We start from the raw sequence: 21,141 nt of genomic DNA on the forward strand, positions 1-21,141 counted from the left end.
CGGCGTGTGCCGGTGCGTCAGACGGTGATGACGACCTTGGCGCGCGCGTGCTCGACCTCCACATACCGGATCGCCTCGGCCGCTTCGCCCAGTTCGTAGGTCCGCTCGACGACCGGGGCGATCCTTCCCGACTCGGCCAGCTCCCGCAGGGCCGCCAGGTTCGCACGGCTCTGCCGGGCCGACACCTCCCGCAGCCGGTGCCCGCCCGCGAAGGGCGCCACCACCCGCCGCTTCAGGAACAGCGCCATCGGCCCGACGACACTGCCGCCCTCGTAGATCCCGCCGCCGGACAGCACGAGGGTCCCGGTGGGTGCGAGGGCGCGCCGCAGATCGCCGAGCGAGCGGTTGCCCACCAGGTCCAGGACCACGTCCCAGCGCCGGGAGCGGCGGGTGAAGTCCTCCTGGGCGCGGTCGACGACGTCGTCGGCCCCCAGTGAGCGGACCAGGTCGGCGTTGCGCGCGCTGCACACCCCGGTGACCTCGGCGCCGTACGCCTTGGTGAGCTGGACGGCGAAGGTGCCGACGCCGCCCGAGGCGCCGTTGACCAGCACGCTCTGGCCCTCCTGGACGCGGGCGACGTCCCGCAGCGCCATCAGCGCGGTGTTCCCCGCCAGCGGTACGGCCGCGGCCTGCTCGAAGGTGAGGCCGGCCGGTTTGGGGCCGATCTCGTCGGCGCGGGCGCACACGAACTCGGCGAAGGTGCCGTCGGCCTCGCCGTACACCTCGTCGCCGGGCTGGAGCCCCGTGACGCCGGTGCCGACCGTCTCCACCACGCCCGCGAGGTCCCGGCCCCGGATGCGGGTGCGTGGCCGGCGCCAGCCCATCATGCCGCGCCCGATCAGCGGGTCGCCGCGCATGAAGTGCCAGTCGAGGGCGTTGACGGACGCGGCCCGCACCCGCACCAGGACCTCGCCGGCGCCCGGCACCGGCCGGTCGACGTCCGTGAACTCCAGGGTGTCCGCCGAGCCGTACCGGTCCTGGACCACTGCCTTCATGGGATCCCCCTCCACTCACGCCGAGCGTAGGAAAGCGCGCGGGGCCCGGCCATCCGGGGCGCACCCTGATTTCTCCCCGGGGCCGGCGACGACCGGTGGCAGGGACATCGACCACACCGCTTGCCACCGGAAACCGATCGGTTTACTGTGAGGCAGGTGAAACCGATCGGTTTCCGTGCGGGTCGCCCCGACGCGCACCCCTTTCCGAGGAGAGACCCATGACCGCCATCGAAGGATCCGTCGCCCTGGTCACCGGAGGCAGCCGCGGCATCGGCCGCGCCGTGGTCGCCGCCCTGTACGAGCGCGGCGCCAAGAAGGTGTACGCCACCGCCCGCGATCCGCGCACCGTCACGCACCCGGACGCCGTGCCGCTGGCCCTGGAGGTGACCGACCCCGCGTCCGTCGCCGCCGCGGCCGAGCAGGCGCAGGACGTCACCCTGCTCATCAACAACGCGGGCGCCTCGGTCAACGCGAACTTCCTGGACACGCCCGTCGACGACGTCCGGCGCGAGTTCGAGACCAACTTCTACGGGCCGCTCCTGGTGACCCGCGCCTTCGTCCCCGTCATCGAGCGCAACGGCGGCGGCCACATCCTCAACGTGCACTCCGTGCTGTCGTGGCTCGGCATCGCCGGCTCCTACAGCGCCTCCAAGGCCGCCCTGTGGTCGATGACCAACTCGCTCCGGCTCGACGTGCGCGAGCGCGGCATCGAGGTCACCGGTCTGCACGTCGGCTACGTCGACACCGATCTGACCGCCCACATCGACGCGCCCAAGGTCACCGCCGACAGCGTCGCCGCACAGGCGCTCGACGGCATCGAGGCCGACGCCTACGAGGTGCTCGCCGACGACATCTCCCGGCAGGTCAAGGCCGGGCTGGCCGCCGACCCGGCCGTCCTCTACGGGCAGCTCGCCGCCTGATCACACCGGCAGCAGGCGCCCCACCAGGGCGCTGAGCTGCCGGGCGGTGCGGCACTCGTGCATCTCCACCAGTTCGGCGTAGGAGGGGGCGGCGGAGTCGCCGGTGCCCCAGCGGGACCGCTGCTCGGGGTTCAGCCAGTACACCCGGCGCGCCCGGCGGGCGATCCCGCGCAGGGCCGGCAGATTCGGGTCGCTCATGTTGGTGCGGGCGTCACCGAGGACGAACACCGTGGTCCGCGGTCCGACCGCGGCCTCGTACCGCTCGGCGAACTCGCCCAGCGCCATGCCGTAGTCGCTGCTGCCGTGGTAGCCGGTGACGCCGGCGTCGCTCTGGATGCGCGCGGCCAGCCCCTCCGGGTCGGCCGCCCCGCGCTCCAGAAGCCCGGTCACCTCGTCGACCCGGTTGACGAAGGCGAACACCCGCACCTTGGAGAACTGGTCGTGCAGCGCCTGCACGAGCAGCATCGTGAAGTCGGAGAAGCCCGACACCGAGCCCGACACATCGCACAGCAGCACCAGTTCGGGCCGGGCGGGCCGGCGCCGGCGCAGCACCGGCCGCATCGGCACCCCGCCCGTCGACAGCGAACCGCGCAGGGTCCGGCGCAGATCGATGCTGCCCCGGGAGGCCCGCCGGCGCCGGGCGGCCAGCCGGGTCGCGAGCTTGCGGGCGAGCGGCTGCACCGTCCGCCGCAGCTCCGCCAGCTGATCCCGGCCGGCGAAGAGGAAGTCGACCCGGTCGGCGGTCGGCCGTACCGCCCGGCGGGCGATCTCGTCCCGGCCGCGCCGCTCGGCCACCCGGCGCCGCGCCTCGGCGGCCACCATCGCCCGGAAGGCGTCGATCCGGCGCCGGATCTCGTCCTCCAGCAGCCGGTCGGTGAACCCGGACGTGCCGCCCCGCGCCCGTACGTCGTCGCGGACCCGCGCCATCAGCGTCTGCGGCCGCAGCCGCTCCAGCGTCTGGTACGACGACCAGCCGTCCGACTCCGGTGCCGAGCCGTAGCCGCCGAAGCCGTCGACCGCCTCGGCGGCGAGCCGCAGCATCAGTGCCCGGTCGTCGGCGGCGAGCGCCTCCGCCAGCCGCTCCCGCAGGTCCTCGCGCCCTGCCGCCGGCTGCTCCGGACCCCCGACGCCGCGCGGGAAGTACAGGTCGAAGACCGGGTCGAACACCTGCCGCTGCCCGGTGCCGTGCAGCAGCGTGGCGGCCAGACCTTCGCGCAGCAGCTCCCGGTCCGCGAGGCCGAGCGCCTCCACGGCCCGGGCCGCGTCCACGCTCTCGCCGGTGCCGATCCGCACACCGTGCGCCCGCAGCGCGCCCACGAGGGACGTCAGCCGCTCGGCCACCCCCGCGGGCGTGGTCACAGGGCGTCCAGGTCGAGCTTGGCGGTCGCCTTGAGCACGTCGTCCTGGTGCTTGAGCAGCACCCCGAGGGTGGCCTGGACGACCGTCTCGTCCAGCGTGCCCGCGCCGAGGGCCAGCAGGGTGCGCGCCCAGTCGATGGTCTCGGCGACCGACGGCACCTTGCGCAGGTCCATGGCCCGCAGCGCGCCCACCACCCGGACCACCGAGCGGGCCAGCGCCTCGTCGAGACCGGGCACCTTCAGCCGGACGATCCTGCGCTCCAGCTCCTCGTCCGGGAAGCCGATGTGCAGGAACAGACAGCGGCGGCGCAGCGCCTCGGACAGCTCCCGGCTGGCGTTGGACGTGAGGACCACGAAGGGCCGGCGGGTCGCGGCGATCGTGCCGAGCTCCGGGACCGTCACCTGGAAGTCGCTGAGCACCTCCAGGAGCAGGCCCTCCACCTCGACGTCGGCCTTGTCGGTCTCGTCGATCAGCAGCACCTTCGGGTCGTCGCCCCGGATGGCCGTCAGCAGCGGCCGGGTGAGCAGGAACTCCTCGCTGAAGATGTCCGTGCGGGTCTCGTCCCACGTCTCGTCGCGTCCCGCGCTGATGCGCAGCAGCTGCTTGGCGTGGTTCCACTCGTACAGCGCCCGGGACTCGTCGACCCCCTCGTAGCACTGGAGCCGTACCAGCCGGGCGCCCGCCACCTCGGCGACGGCCTTGGCGAGTTCGGTCTTGCCCACCCCCGCCGGGCCCTCCACCAGCAGCGGCTTGCCGAGCCGGTCGGCGAGGAAGACGGTCGTGGCGACGGCGGGCGAGGCGAGGTAGCCGGTCCCGGCCAGACGCGCGGAGACGTCGTCGACGGAAGTGAACAACGGGGCCTCCGAGGGGAGCTGTCCAAGCGCTTGTTCAGTGGATGATGCCACGACCGTTCCCGGCGCCGGAAGATGGTATACCGATCGGTTTCCTCGCGGTCGTCCGCGCGGTACCCTCGCGGGTATGGCCACATCAGACAAGGCGTCCACGCGGGACCGGCTCCTCGACGCGGCGGGCGAGCTCTTCTACCGCGACGGCGTCTCCATCGGCGTCGAGGCGCTGTGCCGCACCGCCGGGGTCTCGAAGCGGTCCATGTACCAGCTGTTCGCCTCCAAGGACGAGGTGCTGGCGGCCAGTCTGGAGCGCCGGCTCCCCGCGTACGAGGCCGACCTGATCCTTTCCGAGCACGAGTCCGGGACTCCGCGCGAGCGGATCCTGCACGTGTTCGAGCAGCTGGAGAAGAGCGCGGCCGAGCCCGCCTATCTGGGCTGCCCCTACCTCGCCGCGCTGGTCGAGCTGAAGGACCCCGACCATCCGGCGAGTGTGGTCGCCCGGGGCGCCAAGGACCGGATGAAGGCCTACCTCCGCACGGTGGCCGAACAGGGCGGCGCCCGCGACCCGGACCTGCTGTCCCGGCAGCTCATGCTGGTCTTCGACGGTGCCAACGCCCGGGTCGGAGCGGGCGTCGAGACGCTGGACGGGCTGGCCAGGGAGACGGTGACCCTGCTCCTGGACACCCACGGAGTGAACTGACGGACGGCGGTTCCGTCAGCCCAGCAGCACCACCTCCAGGGTGCGCGGACCGTGCACCCCCTCCACCCGGTCGAGCTCGATGTCGCTCGTCGCCGAGGGCCCGGAGATCCAGGTGAGCGGGCGGGCCGGGTCCAGGCGTTCGAGCGCCTGGGGGACGGACCCCACGACCTGCTCCGGGACCCGGACGACACAGATGTGGTGGTCGGGGACGAGCGTGATCCGGCGCCGGCCCTGGTCGGGGGAGCCGTCCAGCACGATCGTGCCGGTCTCGGCGATCGCCACGGCGCACCCCGTCACCACGCTCTCCACCTGGTCCAGCTCTCGCGCGGTGCTGACCTCGCGGTCGTGCACGCGCGTGGGATCAGCTGCCGACATCCACTCCGGTGGCAGCCCCGGCGGCACGAGCACGTACTGTGATCCGCGCTGGGCCAGCAACCGCATGATCAGGTACGGAAGTTCTTCCGAGTCCGTCCGGTGCACGATCGCCCGGTAGTCCGCCAGGTTCTCCGCCAGCAGATCCACCGTCTCCTCGACGGTCCGCTTCCCGTGCTCGCGCAGATAGTCCCGCTCGACCGGCGCGTCCTCACCCGGCGGCACATCCGCCAGCGCCCGCCGCACCCGGCCCAGAATCCGCTCCCTCGCGCTCACTTCGCCCCGTCCTTTCCGCCGTTCGTCCGCCGCCACCAGTCCCGGAACGGCTCCGCCGGCACCTGCGGCAGATCACGCGTCCCGCTCCACGCCCGGCCGGGTCCCGGCAGCGTCCGCGGATGCAGCCGCCGGGTGCGCGAGGCGAGCCGCTGGCCGGCGCGCAGAGCCGCCGGACGGCTGAACGCCCAGCGCGCCGCCCGCATCGCCGCGCGCTCGGCCGCATGCCCCTTCGCCGGCTTGAGGACCACCTTGTCGCCCCGCGAGGTCACCTGGCCGCCCTCGACGACCCGCTCCCGCAGATGCACCAGCACCTCGGGGATGTCGATGGCGACCGGGCACACCTCGTAGCAGGCACCGCACAGCGACGAGGCGTACGGCAGCGACGCGTCGATCTCGCTCCCCGTGCCCCGCAGTTGGGGGCTGAGGATGGCGCCGATCGGGCCCGGGTAGACCGAGCCGTAGGCGTGCCCGCCGGCCCGCTCGTACACCGGGCACACATTGAGGCAGGCCGAGCAGCGGATGCAGCGCAGCGCCTGCCGGCCCACCTCGTCGGCGAGGGTGTCGGTCCGCCCGTTGTCGAGCAGCACCAGATGGAAGGCGCGCGGCCCGTCCCCGTCGGTGGTGCCGGTCCACATCGACGTGTACGGGTTCATCCGCTCGGCGGTGGAGGAGCGGGGGAGCGTCTGCAGGAACACCTCCAGGTCCCGCCAGGTGGGCACGATCTTCTCGATGCCGACCACCGAGATCAGCGTCTCGGGCAGCGTCAGGCACATCCGCCCGTTGCCCTCGGACTCCACGACGACCAGGGTGCCGGTCTCGGCCACCATGAAGTTGGCGCCGGAGATCCCCACCTTCGCGCGCAGGAACTTCTCCCGCAGATGCAGCCGGGCGGCCTCGGCCAGCTCGGCGGGCGTGTCCGTCAGCCCGTCCGGGGCGGGCCGGCCCCACGCGCCCATCTCGCGGCGGAAGATGTCCCGGATCTCCCCGCGGTTGCGATGGATGGCCGGGACCAGGATGTGCGAGGGCCGGTCCCTGCCCAACTGCACGATCAGCTCGGCGAGGTCGGTCTCGTAGGCGCGGATGCCCTCCGCCTCCAGCGCCTCGTTCAGCCCGATCTCCTGGGTGGCCATCGACTTGACCTTGACGACCTCCGACTCGCCGGTCGCCTTCACCAGATCGGCCACGATCCGGTTGGCCTCGTCGGCGTCGGCGGCCCAGTGCACGGTGCCGCCGGCCGCCGTGACCGACGCCTCCAACTGCTCCAGATACCGGTCGAGATGGCGCAGCGTACGGTCCTTGATCCGCTTGCCCGCCTCCCGCAGCGCCGCCCAGTCCGACACCTCGGCGACCGCCTTGGCGCGCTTGGCGCGGATGGTGTGCGTGGCGTGCCGCAGATTGCCCCGCAGCGTCGTGTCGTGCACCGCCTCCCGGGCGGCCTCGGGGAACGCCGGCATCCCGACGAACGTGCCACTCATACGGCCGGGTCCTCCTTCGTGCTCGCCAGGATCTCCGCGATGTGCACCGGCCGCATCCCCGTCCGCAGCCGGGCCATGGTGCCGCCGATGTGCATCAGACAGGAGTTGTCGGCCGCGCACAGCACCTCGGCGCCCGTCGACGCGGCGTTGCGCACCTTGTCCGCGCCCATCGCCGCCGAGACGTCCGGGTTCTTCAGCGCGAACGTGCCGCCGAAGCCGCAGCACTCCTCCGCGCCCGGCAGCTCGGCCAGCTCCAGCCCCTCGACGGCCCGCAGCAGCCGCAGCGGCCGCTCGCCGAGCCCCAGCGACCGCAGCCCGTGACAGGTCGGGTGGTACGTCACCCGGTGCGGGTAGTAGGCCCCGACGTCCGTCACCTCCAGCACGTCGACCAGGAACTCCGTCAGCTCGTACGTCCGGGGCACCACCGGGGCCAGCGTGGCCGCGAGCGAGTCGCCGCGCCCCTCGGCCCGGGCCCGCTCGCCCATCCGCGGATACAGCTCCCGCACCATCGCCCCGCACGAGCCCGACGGGGTGACGATCGCGTCGTACTCCCCGAAGACATCGGAGAAATGCCGTGCCAACGGCTCGGCCTCATGCCGGTAGCCGGTGTTGTAGTGGGCCTGTCCGCAACAGGTCTGCGCCATCGGGAAGTCCACGTCGACGCCCAGTCTGGTCAGCAGTTTCACCAGGGCACGGCCGGTGTCCGGATAGAGCGTGTCGTTGACACAGGTCAGGAACAGGGCGACACGCATCGCGGCTCCTTCGGGGTCGGTCATCGGACGAGTGCAGGGTAGTGCGGCGGACCGCTCACGGGGAGACCCGCTCACGACCGGGCGAGCCGGGCCTCCGCCGCCGCCCAGCGCGCCGGGTCCCCGCCCGGCTCGTACCGGGCGAGCGGCTGCGTACGGCGCAACAGCCGCCGCCCGCCGTCCAGATCACCGGCGAGCCCGTGGGCCCGCGCCTGGACGAGGACGTTGCCCAGGGCGGCGGCCTCGGCCGGGCCGGCGACCACCGGGAGTCCGCACGCGTCGGCCGTCAGCCGGCACAGCAGGGCGTTGCGCGCCCCGCCCCCGACCACGTGCACGACGTCGACCGGGTGGCCGGCGAGGCGCTGCGCGTCCAGGACGGCCCGCCGGTGCGCCAGCGCGAGCGAGTCGAGGATGCAGCGGGTGATCTCGGCGGGCGTCTCGGGCACCGGCTGCCCCGACGTCCGGCATGCCCCGGCGATCCGCTCCGGCATCCGGCCCGGCGCCAGGAACGCGGCGTCGCCCGCGTCCACGACCGACCGCAGCGCGGGCACCCGGGCCGCCTCCCGCAGCAGCTCGTCCAACTCGGGGTCGCCCCACGCCCGCAGGCACTCCTGGAGCAGCCAGAGCCCCATGATGTTCCGCAGATAGCGGACCGTGCCGTCCAGGCCCAGCTCGTTGGTGAAGTTGGCGGCCCGGCTCTCCTCCGTCAGGACCGGCGCCCGCAGTTCCAGCCCGGCCAGCGACCAGGTGCCCGTGCAGATGTAGGCGAACCGCTCGCCCTCGGCCGGTACGGCGGCCACCGCGGAGGCGGTGTCGTGCGAGCCGACCGCGGTCACCGGCACCGGCCCGGTCAGCCCGGTCTCCTCCAGCACCTCGGCGCGCAGCAGCCCCGCCGGGTCGCCGGGACTCCGCAGCGGCGCGAACAGGCTCAGGTCCACGCCCAGCCGGTCGGCGACGCCGTACGCCCAGTCCCGGGTGCGCGGGTCGATCAGCTGGGTGGTGGAGGCGTTGGTCAGCTCGGTGCCCTGCTCGCCGGTCAGCCAGTAGGACATCAGGTCGGGGATGAGCAACAGCCGTTCCGCCTGCGCCAGTTGGGCGGAGTTCCGGGCGGCCGCCAGCTGGTACAGCGTGTTGAACGGCGCGTACTGCAGCCCTGTGGCCGCGTACAGCTCGTCCGTCGGCACGGTCTTCCACACCGTCCGGGCGACCCCGTCCGTCCGGGCGTCCCGGTAGTGCACGGGGTTGCCCAGCAGCGCCCCGTCCGCGTCCAGCAGCCCGTAGTCCACGGCCCAGCTGTCGATGCCGACGGAGTCGACCGGCCCTGCCGCCCGCAGCCCGTCCAGCACCCCCGCGTACAGGCCCAGGACGTCCCAGCGCAGGCCCTCGGGCACCCGCACCGGCCGGTTCGGGAAGCGGTGCGCCTCCGTCAGCTCCAGGCTCCCGGGGCCGACACGGCCGACCATGATCCGCCCGCTGGAGGCGCCGAGGTCGACCGCCGCGTACGCCCGCACGTCCGCGCTCATCGCAGGAAGGCGGCCGCGACACCGGCGTCGACCGGGATATGCAGGCCGGTGGTGTGGGTCAGCTCGCCGCCGGTGAGCGCGAAGACGGCGTTGGCGACGTGCTCGGGCAGCACCTCCCGCTTGAGCAGGGTCCGCTGCGCGTAGAACTCGCCGAGCTTCGCCTCCTCCACGCCGTACACCGCGGCCCGCTGGGCGCCCCAGCCGCCCGCGAAGATGCCCGAACCGCGCACCACGCCGTCCGGGTTGACGCCGTTGACGCGGATGCCGTGCTCACCGAGCTCGGCGGCCAGCAGCCGCACCTGATGGGCCTGGTCGGCCTTGGTGGCGCCGTACGCGATGTTGTTCGGGCCGGCGAACACGCCGTTCTTGGAGGCGATGTAGACGACGTCACCGCCGAGTCCCTGCGCGGTCATCACCCGGGCCGCCTCCCGGGACACGAGGAAGGAGCCGCGCGCCATGATGGCGTGCTGCAGGTCCCAGTCCCGCGCCGAGGTCTCGAGCAGCGGCTTGGAGATGGAGATGCCCGCGTTGTTGACGACCAGGTCGACCCCGCCGAACGCGAGGACGGCAGCCCGGAAAGCGGCGGCGATCTGCTCCTCCTCGGTGACGTCCACCGTCACGGCGACGGCCCGGTCGGGGCCGCCCAGCTCCTCGGCGACGGCGGCGGCATTCTCGCCGTCCAGGTCCGCGACGACCACACACGCGCCCTCGGCGGCCAGCCGGTGCGCGATGGCCTTCCCGATGCCGCTGCCGGCGCCGGTCACCAGCGCGATCCGGGTCGCCAGCGCCTTGGGCGGCGGCATCCGCCGGAGCTTGGCCTCCTCCAGCGCCCAGTACTCGATACGGAACTTCTCCGCCTCCTCGATCGGCGCGTACCGGGAGACGGCCTCCGCGCCGCGCATCACGTCGATGGCGTTCAGGTAGAACTCGCCCGCCACCCGTGCGGTCTGCTTGTCCTTGCCGAAGCTGAACATGCCGACCCCGGGGACCAGCACGATCGCCGGGTCCGCCCCGCGCATCGCGGGGGAGTCCGGCCGGGCGTGCCGCCGGTAGTAGGCGGCGTACTCCTCGCGGTACGCGCCGTGCAGCTCCGACAGGCGGGCCAGGGCCTCTTCCAGCGGCGCGGTGGGCGGCAGGTCCAGGACGAGCGGCCGCACCTTGGTGCGCAGGAAGTGGTCGGGGCAGGAGGTGCCCAGCGCGGCGAGCCGCGGATGCTCGGCGCGGGCCAGGAAGTCCAGCACGGCCGGCGAGTCGTCGAAGTGCCCGACCTGCGGCCGGTCCTGGGAGGCGACGGCCCGCACATACGGCGCCAGCGCCGCCGCCCGCTCCCGCCGCTCGGCCTCCGGCAATGCCTCGTACCCCTCCAGGACGGGCCCGAAGGGCTCGGCCCTGCCCCGCTCGGCGAGAAAGGCCTCAGCGGTGCGGATGATGTGCAGGGAGTTGCGCTCGCACTCCTCGGAGGTGTCGCCCCACGCGGTGATGCCGTGCCCGCCGAGCACACAGCCGATCGCGTGCGGGTGGGCCTCCTTCACGGCGGCGATGTCCAGGCCGAGCTGGAACCCGGGCCGCCGCCACGGCACCCACACCACGGTGTCCCCGAAGCACTCGGCGGTCAGCTTCTCCCCGTCGGCCGCGCAGGCCAGCGCGATCCCGGAGTCCGGGTGCAGATGGTCCACGTGCGCGGCGTCGACCAGCCCGTGCATGGCGGTGTCGATGGATGGCGCGGCGCCCCCCTTGCCGTGCAGGCAGTAGTCGAACGCGGCGACCATCTCGTCCTCGCGCTCCACACCGGGGTAGACGTCCTTCAGTGCCCGCAGCCGGTCCAGGCGCAGCACGGCGAGCCCGTCCTCGGTCAGTGTCCCGAGGTCGCCCCCGGACCCCTTGACCCACATCAGCTCCACGTCACCGCCGGTGACGGGATCGACCTCCCGCCCCTTGGCGGAGGCGTTCCCCCCGGCGTAGTTGGTGTTCCGGGGATCGGCCCCCAGCCGACGGGACCGAGCGAGCAGAGCAGCGACTTCACGGTGAACCATGACAACCAGTCCTTGAAGAAGAGGGTGAGCGGAACGCGCCTCCAGGGGCGCGGGGAACAGAAACCCGGCAGACGCCTACGCCCCCCAGCCGGCCTGCTCGCCCCCCACCCGCTCGGCCACGATCTTCTCGGCCCACCCCGAACGGGCGTACGCGGCGAGGGGATCGGGGTCCAGCCCCATCTCCTCGCGCACCTCGCGCAGCAGCGGCCGTACATCGGTGTTGTACGCGTCCATCAGCACGGCGTTCGCCCCGAGGACGTCACCGGCGGCCTGTGCGTCGGCCAGGGCGGCGCGGTCCACGAGCAGCGCCTTCGCGGTGGCCTCCTGGACGTTCATCACCGACCGGATGATCGCCGGGATCTTGGCCTCGATGTTGTGGCACTGGTCGAGCATGAAGGCGACGCCCGAGCCGAACCCGTCCCCGCGCACCACCTCGTGCAGGATGCGGAACAGCTGGAAGGGGTCGGCGGCGCCCACCATCAGGTCGTCGTCGGCGTAGAACCGCGAGTTGAAGTCGAACCCGCCGAGCCGGCCTTCGCGCAGCAGTGTCGCGACGATGAACTCGATGTTGGTGCCCGGGGCGTGATGCCCGGTGTCCACGACGACCTGGGCCTTCGGGCCGAGCTTCAGGCAGTGCGCGTACGCCGTCCCCCAGTCCGGGACGTCGGTCGTGTAGAAGGCGGGCTCGAAGAGCTTGTACTCCAGCAGCATCCGCTGCTCCTCGCCGAGCCGCCCGTACACCTCTGCCAGTGCCTCCGCCAGCCGGTCCTGACGGGCGCGGATGTCGTCCTGGCCGGGGTAGTTGGTGCCGTCGGCGAACCACAGCTTCAGATCCCGGGACCCGGTGGCGTCCATGATGTCGACGCACTCCAGCAGATGGTCCACGGCCTTGCGGCGCACCGCCGCGTCGGGGTGGCAGACGCTGCCCAGCCGGTAGGCGTCGTCCTGGAAGGTGTTGGAGTTGATCGTGCCGAGCCGCAGTCCGCGGTCCTCGGCGTGCCGGGCCAGCGCGGCGTAGTCGTCGACCCGGTCCCACGGGATGTGCAGGGCGACGGTGGGCGCCACCCCGGTGAACGCGTGCACCTGGGCGGCGTCGTCCAGCTTCTCCCACGGCGAGCGCGGCACGCCCTGCTGGGCGAAGACCTTGAAGCGCGTCCCCGAGTTCCCGTACGCCCACGACGGCGTCTCGACGGCCTGGGACTTGAGTGCGGCCTTCACCGCGGCGAGCTCGGTCACTGAGGGCTCCTGTGACGTCGGGACCTGGATCGATGGGGGGAGCGGCGGACCGTTTCACCGTGGCTGCGCTGTGAAACGATTCAGAACGGGAACGTATGAGCCTGCCGCAGGGGTGTCAACCCCCCGGCCGCCGCGGCTTCCCTGCGACGTGGTCGCGATCAACCCGCCCCGCAATATTTCGCCCCGCACCCATTGACGTGACATGGGGTCCGTGCCTAACGTCCCGGCAACCGAGTTGAAACCTTTCACGACCCGGGCGGCCCGTTCCGCCGGTGTCGTCGAGGAGCCCCCAATGACCCACCCGTCCACCACGGGTCCGGCCCCGGTTCTGGCGCTCAGGGACGTCTCCAAGTCCTTCGGCGCGGTCCGCGCCCTGCGGGACGTCTCCCTGGAGCTGTTCCCCGGGGAGGTGCACGCCCTCGCAGGCGAGAACGGCGCCGGCAAGTCCACCCTGATCAAGACGCTCGCCGGGGTGCACCGGCCCGACAGCGGCCAGGTGCTGCTCGACGGCACGCCCGTCGTCTTCCACGGACCCGGCGACGCCCGCGACGCCGGCATCGCCGTGATCTACCAGGAGCCGACCCTCTTCCCGGACCTGTCGATCGCCGAGAACATCTTCATGGGCCGCCAGCCGCGGCGCACCCTCGGCCGCATCGACCACCGGGCCACCCGCGAGGCGACGGCGGCCCTGATGGCCCGGCTCGGCGTCGCGCTCGACCCCGACCGGCCCGCGCGCGGCCTGTCCATCGCCGACCAGCAGATCGTCGAGATCGCCAAGGCCCTCTCCTTCGACGCCCGTGTGCTGATCATGGACGAGCCGACCGCCGCCCTCACCGGCAGCGAGGTCGCCCGGCTCTTCGGTGTGGTCCGCGCCCTGCGCGACCAGGGCGCCGCCGTCCTGTTCATCTCCCACCGGCTGGAGGAGATCTTCGAGATCTGCCGGCGGGTCACGACCCTGCGCGACGGAGCCTTCGTCGCCAGCGAGCCCGTCGACGGCATGACCGAGGACGACCTGGTACGCCGGATGGTCGGCCGCGACCTCGACGAGCTCTACCCCAAGCAGGACGTCACCCCGGGCGAAGTCGCCCTCAGCGTGCGCAGGCTGACCCGCGAGGGCGTCTTCACCGACGTCTCCTTCGACGTACGGCGCGGCGAGATCGTCGGCCTCGCCGGGCTCGTCGGCGCCGGACGCACCGAGGTCGCCCGGGCCGTCTTCGGCGTCGACCGCTGGGACGCCGGCGAGGTCCACGTCGGCGGCAGGCCCCTGACCAGCGGCGCCCCCTCCACCGCCATGGCCAACGGGCTCGCCCTCGTCCCCGAGGACCGGCGCGCCCAGGGCCTGGTGATGGACCTGTCCATCGAGCGCAACATCGGCCTCACGGGCCTTCGTTCGACCGTCCGGGCCGGTCTGATGGACCGCGGCGCCGAACGCAGCCGCTCCCTCGACTGGGCCGTCAAGCTCCAGGTCAAGTACGCCCGGATCGCCGACAGCGTCGCCACCCTGTCCGGCGGCAACCAGCAGAAGGTCGTCCTCGCCAAGTGGCTCGCCACCGGCCCCAAGGTGCTGATCGTCGACGAACCCACCCGGGGCATCGACGTCGGCACCAAGGCCGAGGTGCACCGGCTGCTCGGCGAACTCGCCGCCGACGGCGTCGCCGTCCTGATGATCTCCTCCGACCTGCCGGAGATCCTCGGCATGGCCGACCGCGTGCTCGTGATGCACGAGGGACGCCTCACCGCCGAACTCCCGCGCTCCGAAGCCACCGAGGAGACCGTGATGGCCGCAGCCACCGGGAGGGCCGCCGCATGACGGTGACCACCCCCGACAAGGCCCCCGTGACCGACGTCCCCACCTCCAGCGGCACCCGCCTGGTCGACCGCGTGTTCAAGATGCGCGAGTTCGCCATCCTGGCCGTCTTCCTGGTGATGATCGCCGTCACCCAGCTCGGCAACAGCGAGTTCCTCACCGAGCAGGGCATCAAGGACCTGCTGCTGAACGCCACCATCCTCGTCCTGGTCGCCACCGGCCAGTCCCTGGTGGTGATCACCCGCAACGTCGACCTGTCCGTCGGCTCCACCCTCGGCATCAGCGCCTTCGCCGCCGGCCTCTACCTCCAGGACGGCGGGAATGCGGTCGTCGCCGTGCTGCTCGCGGTCCTCATGGGCGTCGGCCTGGGCCTGCTGAACGGCCTGCTCGTCAGCCTCGGCCAGGTCCCCGCCCTCGTCGTCACGCTCGGCACCCTCTACATCATCCGCGGCGTCGACTCCATCTGGGTCGGCTCCCGCCAGATCGTCGCCTCCGCCCTCCCCGACGGCTTCGTCGACTTCGGTTCCGGCGGGGTGTCGGCCGTGCCCTGGCTGGCCCTGATCGCCCTCGCCGTCCTCGTCGCCACCGCGTACTACCTCAAGCACTTCCGCGGCGGGCGCGAGCTGTACGCCCTCGGCTCCAACCCGGAGGCCGCCCGCCTCGCCGGCATCCCGGTGCGCCGCCGGATCCTCGCCGCCTACACCGTCTGCGGCGCGCTCGCCGGACTCGCCGGCGCCCTCTACCTGGCCCGGTTCGGCAACGTCGACTCCGGCACCGGAAGCGGCTACGAACTCACCGTCGTCAGCGCGGTCGTGGTCGGCGGCGTCGTCTTCACCGGCGGCTCCGGCAGTGTGTACGGCGCCGCACTCGGGGCGCTGCTGCTCACCTCGATCAACAGCGTGCTGCCCGCCCTCGGCGTCAGCTCCGTCTGGGTGCTCGCCATCAACGGCATCCTGCTCATCCTCGCCATCGCGGTCGACCGGATCGTCGCGCTGCGGGTGGCCACCGCCCTGAAGAAGAGGAACGCCCGCCATGGCTGACTTCCCCCTCGCGCGCGCCGTCCGCTGGGACACGGTGGTCGGAGCCCTCCTCGTCGTGGTGCTCCTGCTGTCCTTCGGCACCGTCGACGGCTTCGGCAACGCGCTCAACCTGTCGTTCCTGATCGGCAACACGCTCCCCATCGCCCTCATCGCGCTGCCGATGACCCTGCTGGTCGTCTCCGGGGAGATCGACCTCTCGGTCGCCTCGACCGCCGGCCTGTCCGGGGCCGTCATGGGCGCCCTGTGGAACCAGGGCATGGCCATCGAGACGATCATCCCTGTCTGTCTGCTGCTCGGGGTGGTCTGCGGCCTGGTCAACGGCCTGCTCGTGACCCGGCTGGGCCTGCCCTCCCTCGCCGTCACCATCGGCACCCTCGCCGCCTACCGGGGCATCGCGCAGATCGTGCTCGGCTCGGACGCGGTGACCGACTTCCCCACCCAGTACCTGGACTTCGCGGCCGGCCGGATCGGCGACACGTTCGTCCCGTACGCCTTCCTGCCCTTCCTCGTACTGCTCGCGATCGCCGTCGTCGCGCTGCACGCCACGCCGTTCGGACGGTCGCTGTTCGCGATCGGCGCGAACGAGGAGGCGGCGCGGTTCGCCGGTATCCGGGTCAAGCGGCACAAGCTGATCCTGTTCACGGTGACGGGCCTGATGGCCTCGCTCACCGGGATCTTCTGGGCGCTGCACTACGCGTCCGCCCGGTACGACAACGCGACCGGGCTCGAACTGTCCGTCGTCGCCGCCGTATTGCTCGGCGGGATCGACTTCGACGGCGGCAAGGGGACGCTCGGCGGCGCGATCGCCGGGGTGTTCCTGCTCGGCGCGCTGCAGAACGTCATGAGCCTGAAGGACGTCTCCGCCCAGTCGCAGATCGTCGTCACCGGCGTTCTGCTCGTGCTGTCCGTGCTCGGCCCCCGGGTCGCGCGCCAGATCTCCGTGGCGAGGGCGGGCCGTAGAGCCGCCTCGACTCCGACCTCGTAACGTCCAGCCTCTTCCCGCAAAGGACCCACCGCCATGCGCAAGTCGTCCCTGAGCCGCACCTGCGCGGCCCTCGCCGCCGTCACCTCGCTCGCCCTGGCCGCCACCGCCTGCGGCGGCACCACCAAGGAGGACGTCAAGAACGAGGGAGGCTCCAACGCCTCCGCCGGCAAGGCCGATCCGAACGCCGAGCTGAAGAAGGGCCTGACCGTCGGCTTCCTGCCCAAGCAGGTCAACAACCCGTACTTCACGTCCGCCGACAAGGGCGGCGAGGCGGCCCTGAAGGAACTGGGCTCCAGCTACAAGGAGGTCGGCCCGTCCAGCGCCACCGACACCGCCGGGCAGGTGAGTTACGTCAACACCCTCACCCAGCAGCAGGTCGACGCGATGGCCGTCTCCGCGCAGGACCCGGGCGCCCTGTGCACCGCGCTCAAGCAGGCCATGAAGAACGGCATCGAGGTCGTCACCTACGACTCCGACACCAAGCCCGACTGCCGCAACGCCTTCGTCTCCCAGGCGTCCGCCGAGGACCTGGGCCGCACCGAGGTGCAGCTGCTCGCCGAACAGATCGGCTACAAGGGCGAGATCGCGATCCTGTCCGCCGCGCAGACCGCGACGAACCAGAACGTCTGGATCGACTTCATGAAGGAGGAGCTGAAGGACCCCAAGTACAAGGACGTCAAGCTGGTCAAGGTCGCCTACGGCGACGACGACGCGCAGAAGTCCTTCCAGCAGACCCAGGGCCTGCTCCAGGAGTACCCGAACCTCAAGGGGATCATCTCCCCGACCACCGTCGGCATCAAGGCCGCCGCCCAGTACCTGTCGGGCTCCAAGTACAAGGGCAAGGTCAAGCTGACCGGCCTCGGCACCCCCAACGACATGCGCAAGTACGTCAAGAACGGCACCGTCGACGCGTTCGAGCTCTGGGACCCGGCGAAGCTCGGCGAACTGGCCGCGCGCACCGCCGTCGCCCTGGCCTCCGGGCAGATCACCGGCAAGGAGGACGAGACCTTCACCGCCGGCGGCATGGGCGAGTACACGATCGGCAAGGACGGCGTGATCAGCCTCGGCAAGCCGACCGTGTTCGACGCCGAGAACATCGACCAGTACGACTTCTGAGACCGGGGGCGTCGATGCAGCGCGTGTGTTTCCTGCTCAAGGTCCGGGCGGACCGTCTCGACGAGTACCGCGAGCGGCACGCCTCGGTGTGGCCGGAGATGCGCGCCGCCCTCTCGGCCACCGGCTGGCGCAACTACTCGCTCTTCCTGCGGGACGACGGCCTGCTCGTCGGCTATCTGGAGACCGAGGACTTCGCGGCGGCCGTGGCCGGAATGGAGGCCACCGACGTCAACGCCCGCTGGCAGGCGGAGATGGCGCCGTTCTTCGAGTCGCTGGACGGCGCCCGGCCCGACGAGGCCATGAGACCGCTCACCGAGGTCTTCCATCTGGCCTGAGCCTGACCGGTTTCCGGCCGCCCGCGCGACCACCGTCGCCGTGGGCGGCATGACGGTAATGTGAGGACCCTTCCCGCCGCCCCTGTCGTGTCCCGTCTCCCTGGAGGTCCCTGCCCGATGGCCCAGTCGGTGGGTATCAAGGACGTCGCCCGCGCCGCCGGAGTGTCCGTCGGCACGGTCTCCAACGTGATCAACCGCCCGGAGTCGGTCGCGACCGAGACCCGGGCGCGGGTGCAGTCCGCGATAGACCGCCTCGGCTACGTCCGCAGCGAGTCCGCCCGCCAGCTCCGCGCGGGCCGCAGCCGGATCATGGGCCTGCTCGTCCTCGACATGGGCAACCCCTTCTTCGTCGACGTGGCGCGCGGCGCCGAGCGGACGGCACGCGACGCCGGGCTCGGCGTGATGGTCTGCAACAGCGCGCAGAGCGCCAGCGAGGAGGCCGACTACCTGTCCCTCTTCGCCGAGCAGCGGGTGCGGGGCGTGCTGCTCACCCCGGCCGACGCCACCGGCCGCAACATCGAGGCGTTCCGGCGGCACAACATCCCGTTCGTCCTCGTCGACCGGGTCGCCGAGGGCACCACCGAGTGCTCGGTCTCCGTGGACGACGTCGCCGGCGGCGCGCTCGCCGTCCGCCATCTCGTGGACGCCGGGCACCGCTCCATCGCCTACGTCAGCGGTCCGCCCGGCCTCACCCAGGTCCGCGACCGCCGCACCGGCGCCCTGAACGCACTGGAGGAGGCCGGCCTCGGCCCCGAGCACCTGCGCGAGCTGCCCACCGAACGGCTCGACGTCGCGGCCGGCCGGGACGCGGGAGCCCGTCTGCTCGGCCTCGCCGAACGGCCCACCGCCGTGTTCTGCGCCAACGACCTGCTCGCCCTCGGCGTGCTCCAGGCGATGTACGCGGCGGGCGTCGGCGTCCCCGACGACCTCGCGATCGTCGGCTACGACGACATCGAGTTCGCCGCCGCCGCGGCCGTCCCGCTGACCTCCGTACGGCAGCCCGCGGTCACCATGGGCACGCTGGCGGCGGAGATGCTGCTGGAGGAGACCGAGGCACAGACCGGCGCCCGGACGCACGAGCACCGCCGGGTCGTCCTCCAGCCGGAACTCGTCGTCCGCCGGTCCTCGCTCGCCGCCCGCTGATCCGTCGTTCAGTACGATTTCATGATCCCAGGGCTCGGTCGCCGGACGAACATGTGCTGAACTGGGACGCGGCCCGAAAAAACCTCCGTACCGGGAGCACCGTTGTCCGTCAGCTACCGCCAGCCCGGCGTCGTCCTCACCGACCGACGCTTCACCGTGCCGCTCGACCACGCGCACCCCACGGGGGAGACGATCGAGCTCTTCGCCCGGGAGGTCGTCGCCGGAGACAAGGCGCACCAGGACCTTCCCTGGCTGGTCTACCTCCAGGGCGGCCCCGGCTTCGGCGCGAACCGTTTCGTCGGCAAGAGCGCCTGGCTCGGCCGCGCGCTCAAGGAGTTCCGGGTCCTGCTGCTGGACCAGCGCGGCACCGGGCACTCCACGCCCGCCAACCGCCAGACGCTCCCGCTGCGTGGCGGCCCCGCCGAACAGGCCGACTACCTCACGCACTTCCGCTCCGACGCGATCGTCCGCGACTGCGAGCTGATCCGCCGGGAGGTCACCGGCGGCGCCCCCTGGACCGTCCTCGGCCAGAGCTTCGGCGGCTTCTGCACGGTCAACTATCTGTCCACCGCCCCCGAGGGGCTGACCGCCGCCGTCATCACCGGCGGGCTGCCGTCCCTCGACGCGCACGCCGACGACGTCTACCGGGCCGCCTACCCGCGCATCGAGCGCAAGGTCGCCGCGCACTACGCCCGCTACCCGCAGGACGTCGAGCGCGCCCGCCGCATCGCCGACCACCTCCTCGCCCACGACGTCGTCCTGCCCAACGGCTACCGGCTGACCGCCGAGGCCTTCCAGTCGCTCGGCATCCTCCTCGGCGGCAGCGAGGGCAGCCACCGGCTGCACTACCTCCTGGAGGACGCCTTCGTCCGCACCCCCGGCGGGACGGCCCTCTCCGACGCGTTCCAGGAGGAGGTCCAGGGCCTGCTGTCGTACGCCGGGCATCCGCTGTACGCGCTGGTCCACGAGGCGATCTACGGCCAGGACACCCGGCCCACCGCCTGGGCCGCCGAGCGGGTGCGCGCCGAGTTCCCGCAGTTCGACGCGGCGAAGACGCTTGCCGGTGACGGGCCGCTGCTCTTCACCGGCGAAACGATCCACCCCTGGATGTTCGACTGCGACCCCGCGCTGCGCCCGCTGCGCGAGACCGCCGAGATCCTCGCCGCCCGCACCGACTGGACACCCCTGTACGACCCGGCGCGCCTCGCCGCCAACGAGGTCCCGGTCGCGGCCGCCGTCTACCACGACGACATGTACGTCGACACCGCGCACTCCCTGGCCACCGCCCGCGCCGTCCGCGGACTGCGCACCTGGGTCACCGACGAGTTCGAGCACGACGGCGTCCGGGCCGGCGGCCCCCGGGTCCTGGACCGGCTGCTCGCCCTCACCCGTGACGAGGCGTGACGCGCCGACCACGCGTTAGGGTGCGGGCATGACCGAGCCGACGCCCCCTCAGCTGGAGCCGATGCCGGAGGACTGGCAGCGGGCCCTCGCCGTCGTCGCCCACCCCGACGACCTGGAGTACGGCTGCTCCGCGGCCGTCGCCGCCTGGACCGACGCGGGCCGCGAGGTCGCCTACGTCCTCGCGACCCGCGGCGAGGCCGGCATCGACACCCTGGAGCCGGAGAAGTGCGGCCCGCTGCGCGAGCGCGAGCAGCGGGCGAGCGCGGCGGTCGTCGGCGTCCCGTCGGTCGAGTTCCTGGACCACAAGGACGGCGTGATCGAGTACGGGACCGCGCTGCGCCGCGACATCGCCGCCGCGATCCGCCGCCACCGGCCCGAGCTGGTCATCACCCTCAACCACCGGGACACCTGGGGCGGCGTCGCCTGGAACACCCCGGACCATGTGGCGGTCGGCCGGGCCACCCTGGACGCGGCGGGCGACGCGGGCAACCGCTGGATCTTCCCCGAGCTCACCGCGCAGGGCCTCGACCCCTGGGACGGCGTCCGCTGGGTCGCCGTCGCGGGCTCCAGCTCCCCGACGCACGCGGTGGACGCCTCCGCCGGGCTCGACCGCGCGGTGCGCTCCCTGCTCGAGCACCGCGCCTATATCGAGGCGCTGACGGACGAGGACCCGGAGACCTACGCCCGCCGCTTCCTCACCGGGAACGCCACCGCGACGGGGGAGCGCTTCGGCGGCCGCCCGGCGGTGGCGTTCGAACTCTTCCCCCGCGGCTGACACCGTCCCAGGGCAGGGACCGCGCGCACCACACCAGTTGACGCGCTGGG

19 protein-coding genes are annotated in these 21,141 nt (G+C 72.5%); 10 read left to right on the forward strand and 9 right to left on the reverse strand.

Features of this window, described 5'->3' with window-relative positions:
* Positions 1–17: 17 nt before the first annotated feature.
* Entirely contained in the window at positions 18–995 is a 978-nt protein-coding gene (locus KBY32_RS02945; RefSeq protein WP_210978733.1) for an NAD(P)-dependent alcohol dehydrogenase, read from the reverse strand.
* A 218-nt stretch (positions 996–1,213) separates the two neighbouring features.
* Between KBY32_RS02945 and KBY32_RS02950 the strand changes: the two genes are divergently transcribed.
* Positions 1,214–1,915: an SDR family oxidoreductase gene (locus KBY32_RS02950; protein ID WP_210978734.1), complete on the forward strand. Its 702-nt coding sequence runs from the start codon at positions 1,214–1,216 to the stop codon at positions 1,913–1,915.
* On the opposite strand, the gene KBY32_RS02955 is transcribed toward KBY32_RS02950, so the two are convergent.
* Together KBY32_RS02955 and KBY32_RS02960 are read right to left on the reverse strand one after the other, a co-directional pair.
* Complete coding sequence (locus KBY32_RS02955; protein ID WP_210978735.1) at positions 1,916–3,274, reverse strand: VWA domain-containing protein; 1,359 nt, start codon at positions 3,272–3,274, stop codon at positions 1,916–1,918.
* Positions 3,271–4,128, reverse strand: coding sequence for a MoxR family ATPase (locus tag KBY32_RS02960; protein WP_055618874.1), 858 nt, complete (start codon positions 4,126–4,128; stop codon positions 3,271–3,273). Before KBY32_RS02960 ends, KBY32_RS02955 begins: the two co-directional genes overlap by 4 nt.
* A 124-nt stretch (positions 4,129–4,252) precedes the next feature.
* Here KBY32_RS02960 and KBY32_RS02965 point away from each other — a divergent pair, with 124 nt between their 5' ends.
* Positions 4,253–4,822 carry a TetR/AcrR family transcriptional regulator gene (locus KBY32_RS02965; RefSeq protein ID WP_210978736.1) on the forward strand — a complete coding sequence of 190 codons (570 nt, stop codon included), beginning with the start codon at positions 4,253–4,255 and terminating at the stop codon, positions 4,820–4,822.
* Between the two features lie 15 nt (positions 4,823–4,837).
* Here the strand turns inward: KBY32_RS02965 and KBY32_RS02970 are convergent, their stop codons facing one another.
* From KBY32_RS02970 to rhaI, 6 genes are all read right to left on the reverse strand, one after another.
* Positions 4,838–5,470 (reverse strand): lactate utilization protein C, encoded by a 633-nt coding sequence (locus KBY32_RS02970; protein WP_210978737.1) that lies wholly within the window; start codon positions 5,468–5,470, stop codon positions 4,838–4,840.
* On the reverse strand, positions 5,467–6,945 hold the full coding sequence (locus KBY32_RS02975) for a LutB/LldF family L-lactate oxidation iron-sulfur protein (RefSeq protein WP_210978738.1): 1,479 nt from the start codon (positions 6,943–6,945) through the stop codon (positions 5,467–5,469). The genes KBY32_RS02970 and KBY32_RS02975 overlap by 4 nt, the downstream gene beginning before the upstream one ends.
* Positions 6,942–7,697, reverse strand: coding sequence for a (Fe-S)-binding protein (locus KBY32_RS02980; protein WP_210978880.1), 756 nt, complete (start codon positions 7,695–7,697; stop codon positions 6,942–6,944). The genes KBY32_RS02975 and KBY32_RS02980 overlap by 4 nt, the downstream gene beginning before the upstream one ends.
* Before the next feature lie 71 nt (positions 7,698–7,768).
* A complete protein-coding gene (locus KBY32_RS02985) occupies positions 7,769–9,217 on the reverse strand; it encodes a rhamnulokinase family protein (RefSeq protein ID WP_210978739.1) in 1,449 nt (482 codons plus the stop codon).
* The gene (locus KBY32_RS02990; protein ID WP_210978740.1) at positions 9,214–11,250 is read right to left on the reverse strand and encodes a bifunctional aldolase/short-chain dehydrogenase; all 2,037 of its coding nucleotides are present in this window, start codon (positions 11,248–11,250) and stop codon (positions 9,214–9,216) included. The genes KBY32_RS02985 and KBY32_RS02990 overlap by 4 nt, the downstream gene beginning before the upstream one ends.
* 75 nt (positions 11,251–11,325) lie before the next feature.
* Positions 11,326–12,486 carry an L-rhamnose isomerase gene (gene rhaI, locus KBY32_RS02995; protein ID WP_210978741.1) on the reverse strand — a complete coding sequence of 387 codons (1,161 nt, stop codon included), beginning with the start codon at positions 12,484–12,486 and terminating at the stop codon, positions 11,326–11,328.
* 292 nt (positions 12,487–12,778) lie between these two features.
* Here rhaI and KBY32_RS03000 point away from each other — a divergent pair, with 292 nt between their 5' ends.
* The 8 genes from KBY32_RS03000 (at position 12,779) to KBY32_RS03035 (ending at position 21,091) form a co-directional block, all read left to right on the forward strand.
* Positions 12,779–14,296: a sugar ABC transporter ATP-binding protein gene (locus KBY32_RS03000; RefSeq protein WP_210978742.1), complete on the forward strand. Its 1,518-nt coding sequence runs from the start codon at positions 12,779–12,781 to the stop codon at positions 14,294–14,296.
* Complete coding sequence (locus KBY32_RS03005) at positions 14,293–15,333, forward strand: ABC transporter permease (protein ID WP_210978743.1); 1,041 nt, start codon at positions 14,293–14,295, stop codon at positions 15,331–15,333. The genes KBY32_RS03000 and KBY32_RS03005 overlap by 4 nt, the downstream gene beginning before the upstream one ends.
* Positions 15,326–16,318 (forward strand): ABC transporter permease, encoded by a 993-nt coding sequence (locus tag KBY32_RS03010; protein ID WP_055618864.1) that lies wholly within the window; start codon positions 15,326–15,328, stop codon positions 16,316–16,318. Before KBY32_RS03005 ends, KBY32_RS03010 begins: the two co-directional genes overlap by 8 nt.
* Before the next feature lie 33 nt (positions 16,319–16,351).
* A complete protein-coding gene (gene rhaS, locus KBY32_RS03015) occupies positions 16,352–17,434 on the forward strand; it encodes a rhamnose ABC transporter substrate-binding protein (protein ID WP_210978744.1) in 1,083 nt (360 codons plus the stop codon).
* Positions 17,435–17,448: 14 nt separating this feature from the next.
* The gene (locus KBY32_RS03020) at positions 17,449–17,769 is read left to right on the forward strand and encodes an L-rhamnose mutarotase (RefSeq protein WP_055618862.1); all 321 of its coding nucleotides are present in this window, start codon (positions 17,449–17,451) and stop codon (positions 17,767–17,769) included.
* A gap of 117 nt (positions 17,770–17,886) precedes the next feature.
* The gene (locus KBY32_RS03025; protein ID WP_055618861.1) at positions 17,887–18,912 is read left to right on the forward strand and encodes a LacI family DNA-binding transcriptional regulator; all 1,026 of its coding nucleotides are present in this window, start codon (positions 17,887–17,889) and stop codon (positions 18,910–18,912) included.
* A gap of 102 nt (positions 18,913–19,014) precedes the next feature.
* Positions 19,015–20,316 carry an alpha/beta fold hydrolase gene (locus tag KBY32_RS03030; protein ID WP_210978745.1) on the forward strand — a complete coding sequence of 434 codons (1,302 nt, stop codon included), beginning with the start codon at positions 19,015–19,017 and terminating at the stop codon, positions 20,314–20,316.
* Positions 20,317–20,344: 28 nt separating this feature from the next.
* Positions 20,345–21,091, forward strand: coding sequence for a PIG-L deacetylase family protein (locus KBY32_RS03035; RefSeq protein ID WP_210978746.1), 747 nt, complete (start codon positions 20,345–20,347; stop codon positions 21,089–21,091).
* The last annotated feature ends 50 nt before the right edge of the window (positions 21,092–21,141 follow it).

Source organism: Streptomyces sp. RK62 (assembly GCF_018070255.1).
In the GTDB taxonomy this organism is placed as follows: domain Bacteria; phylum Actinomycetota; class Actinomycetes; order Streptomycetales; family Streptomycetaceae; genus Streptomyces; species Streptomyces nigra.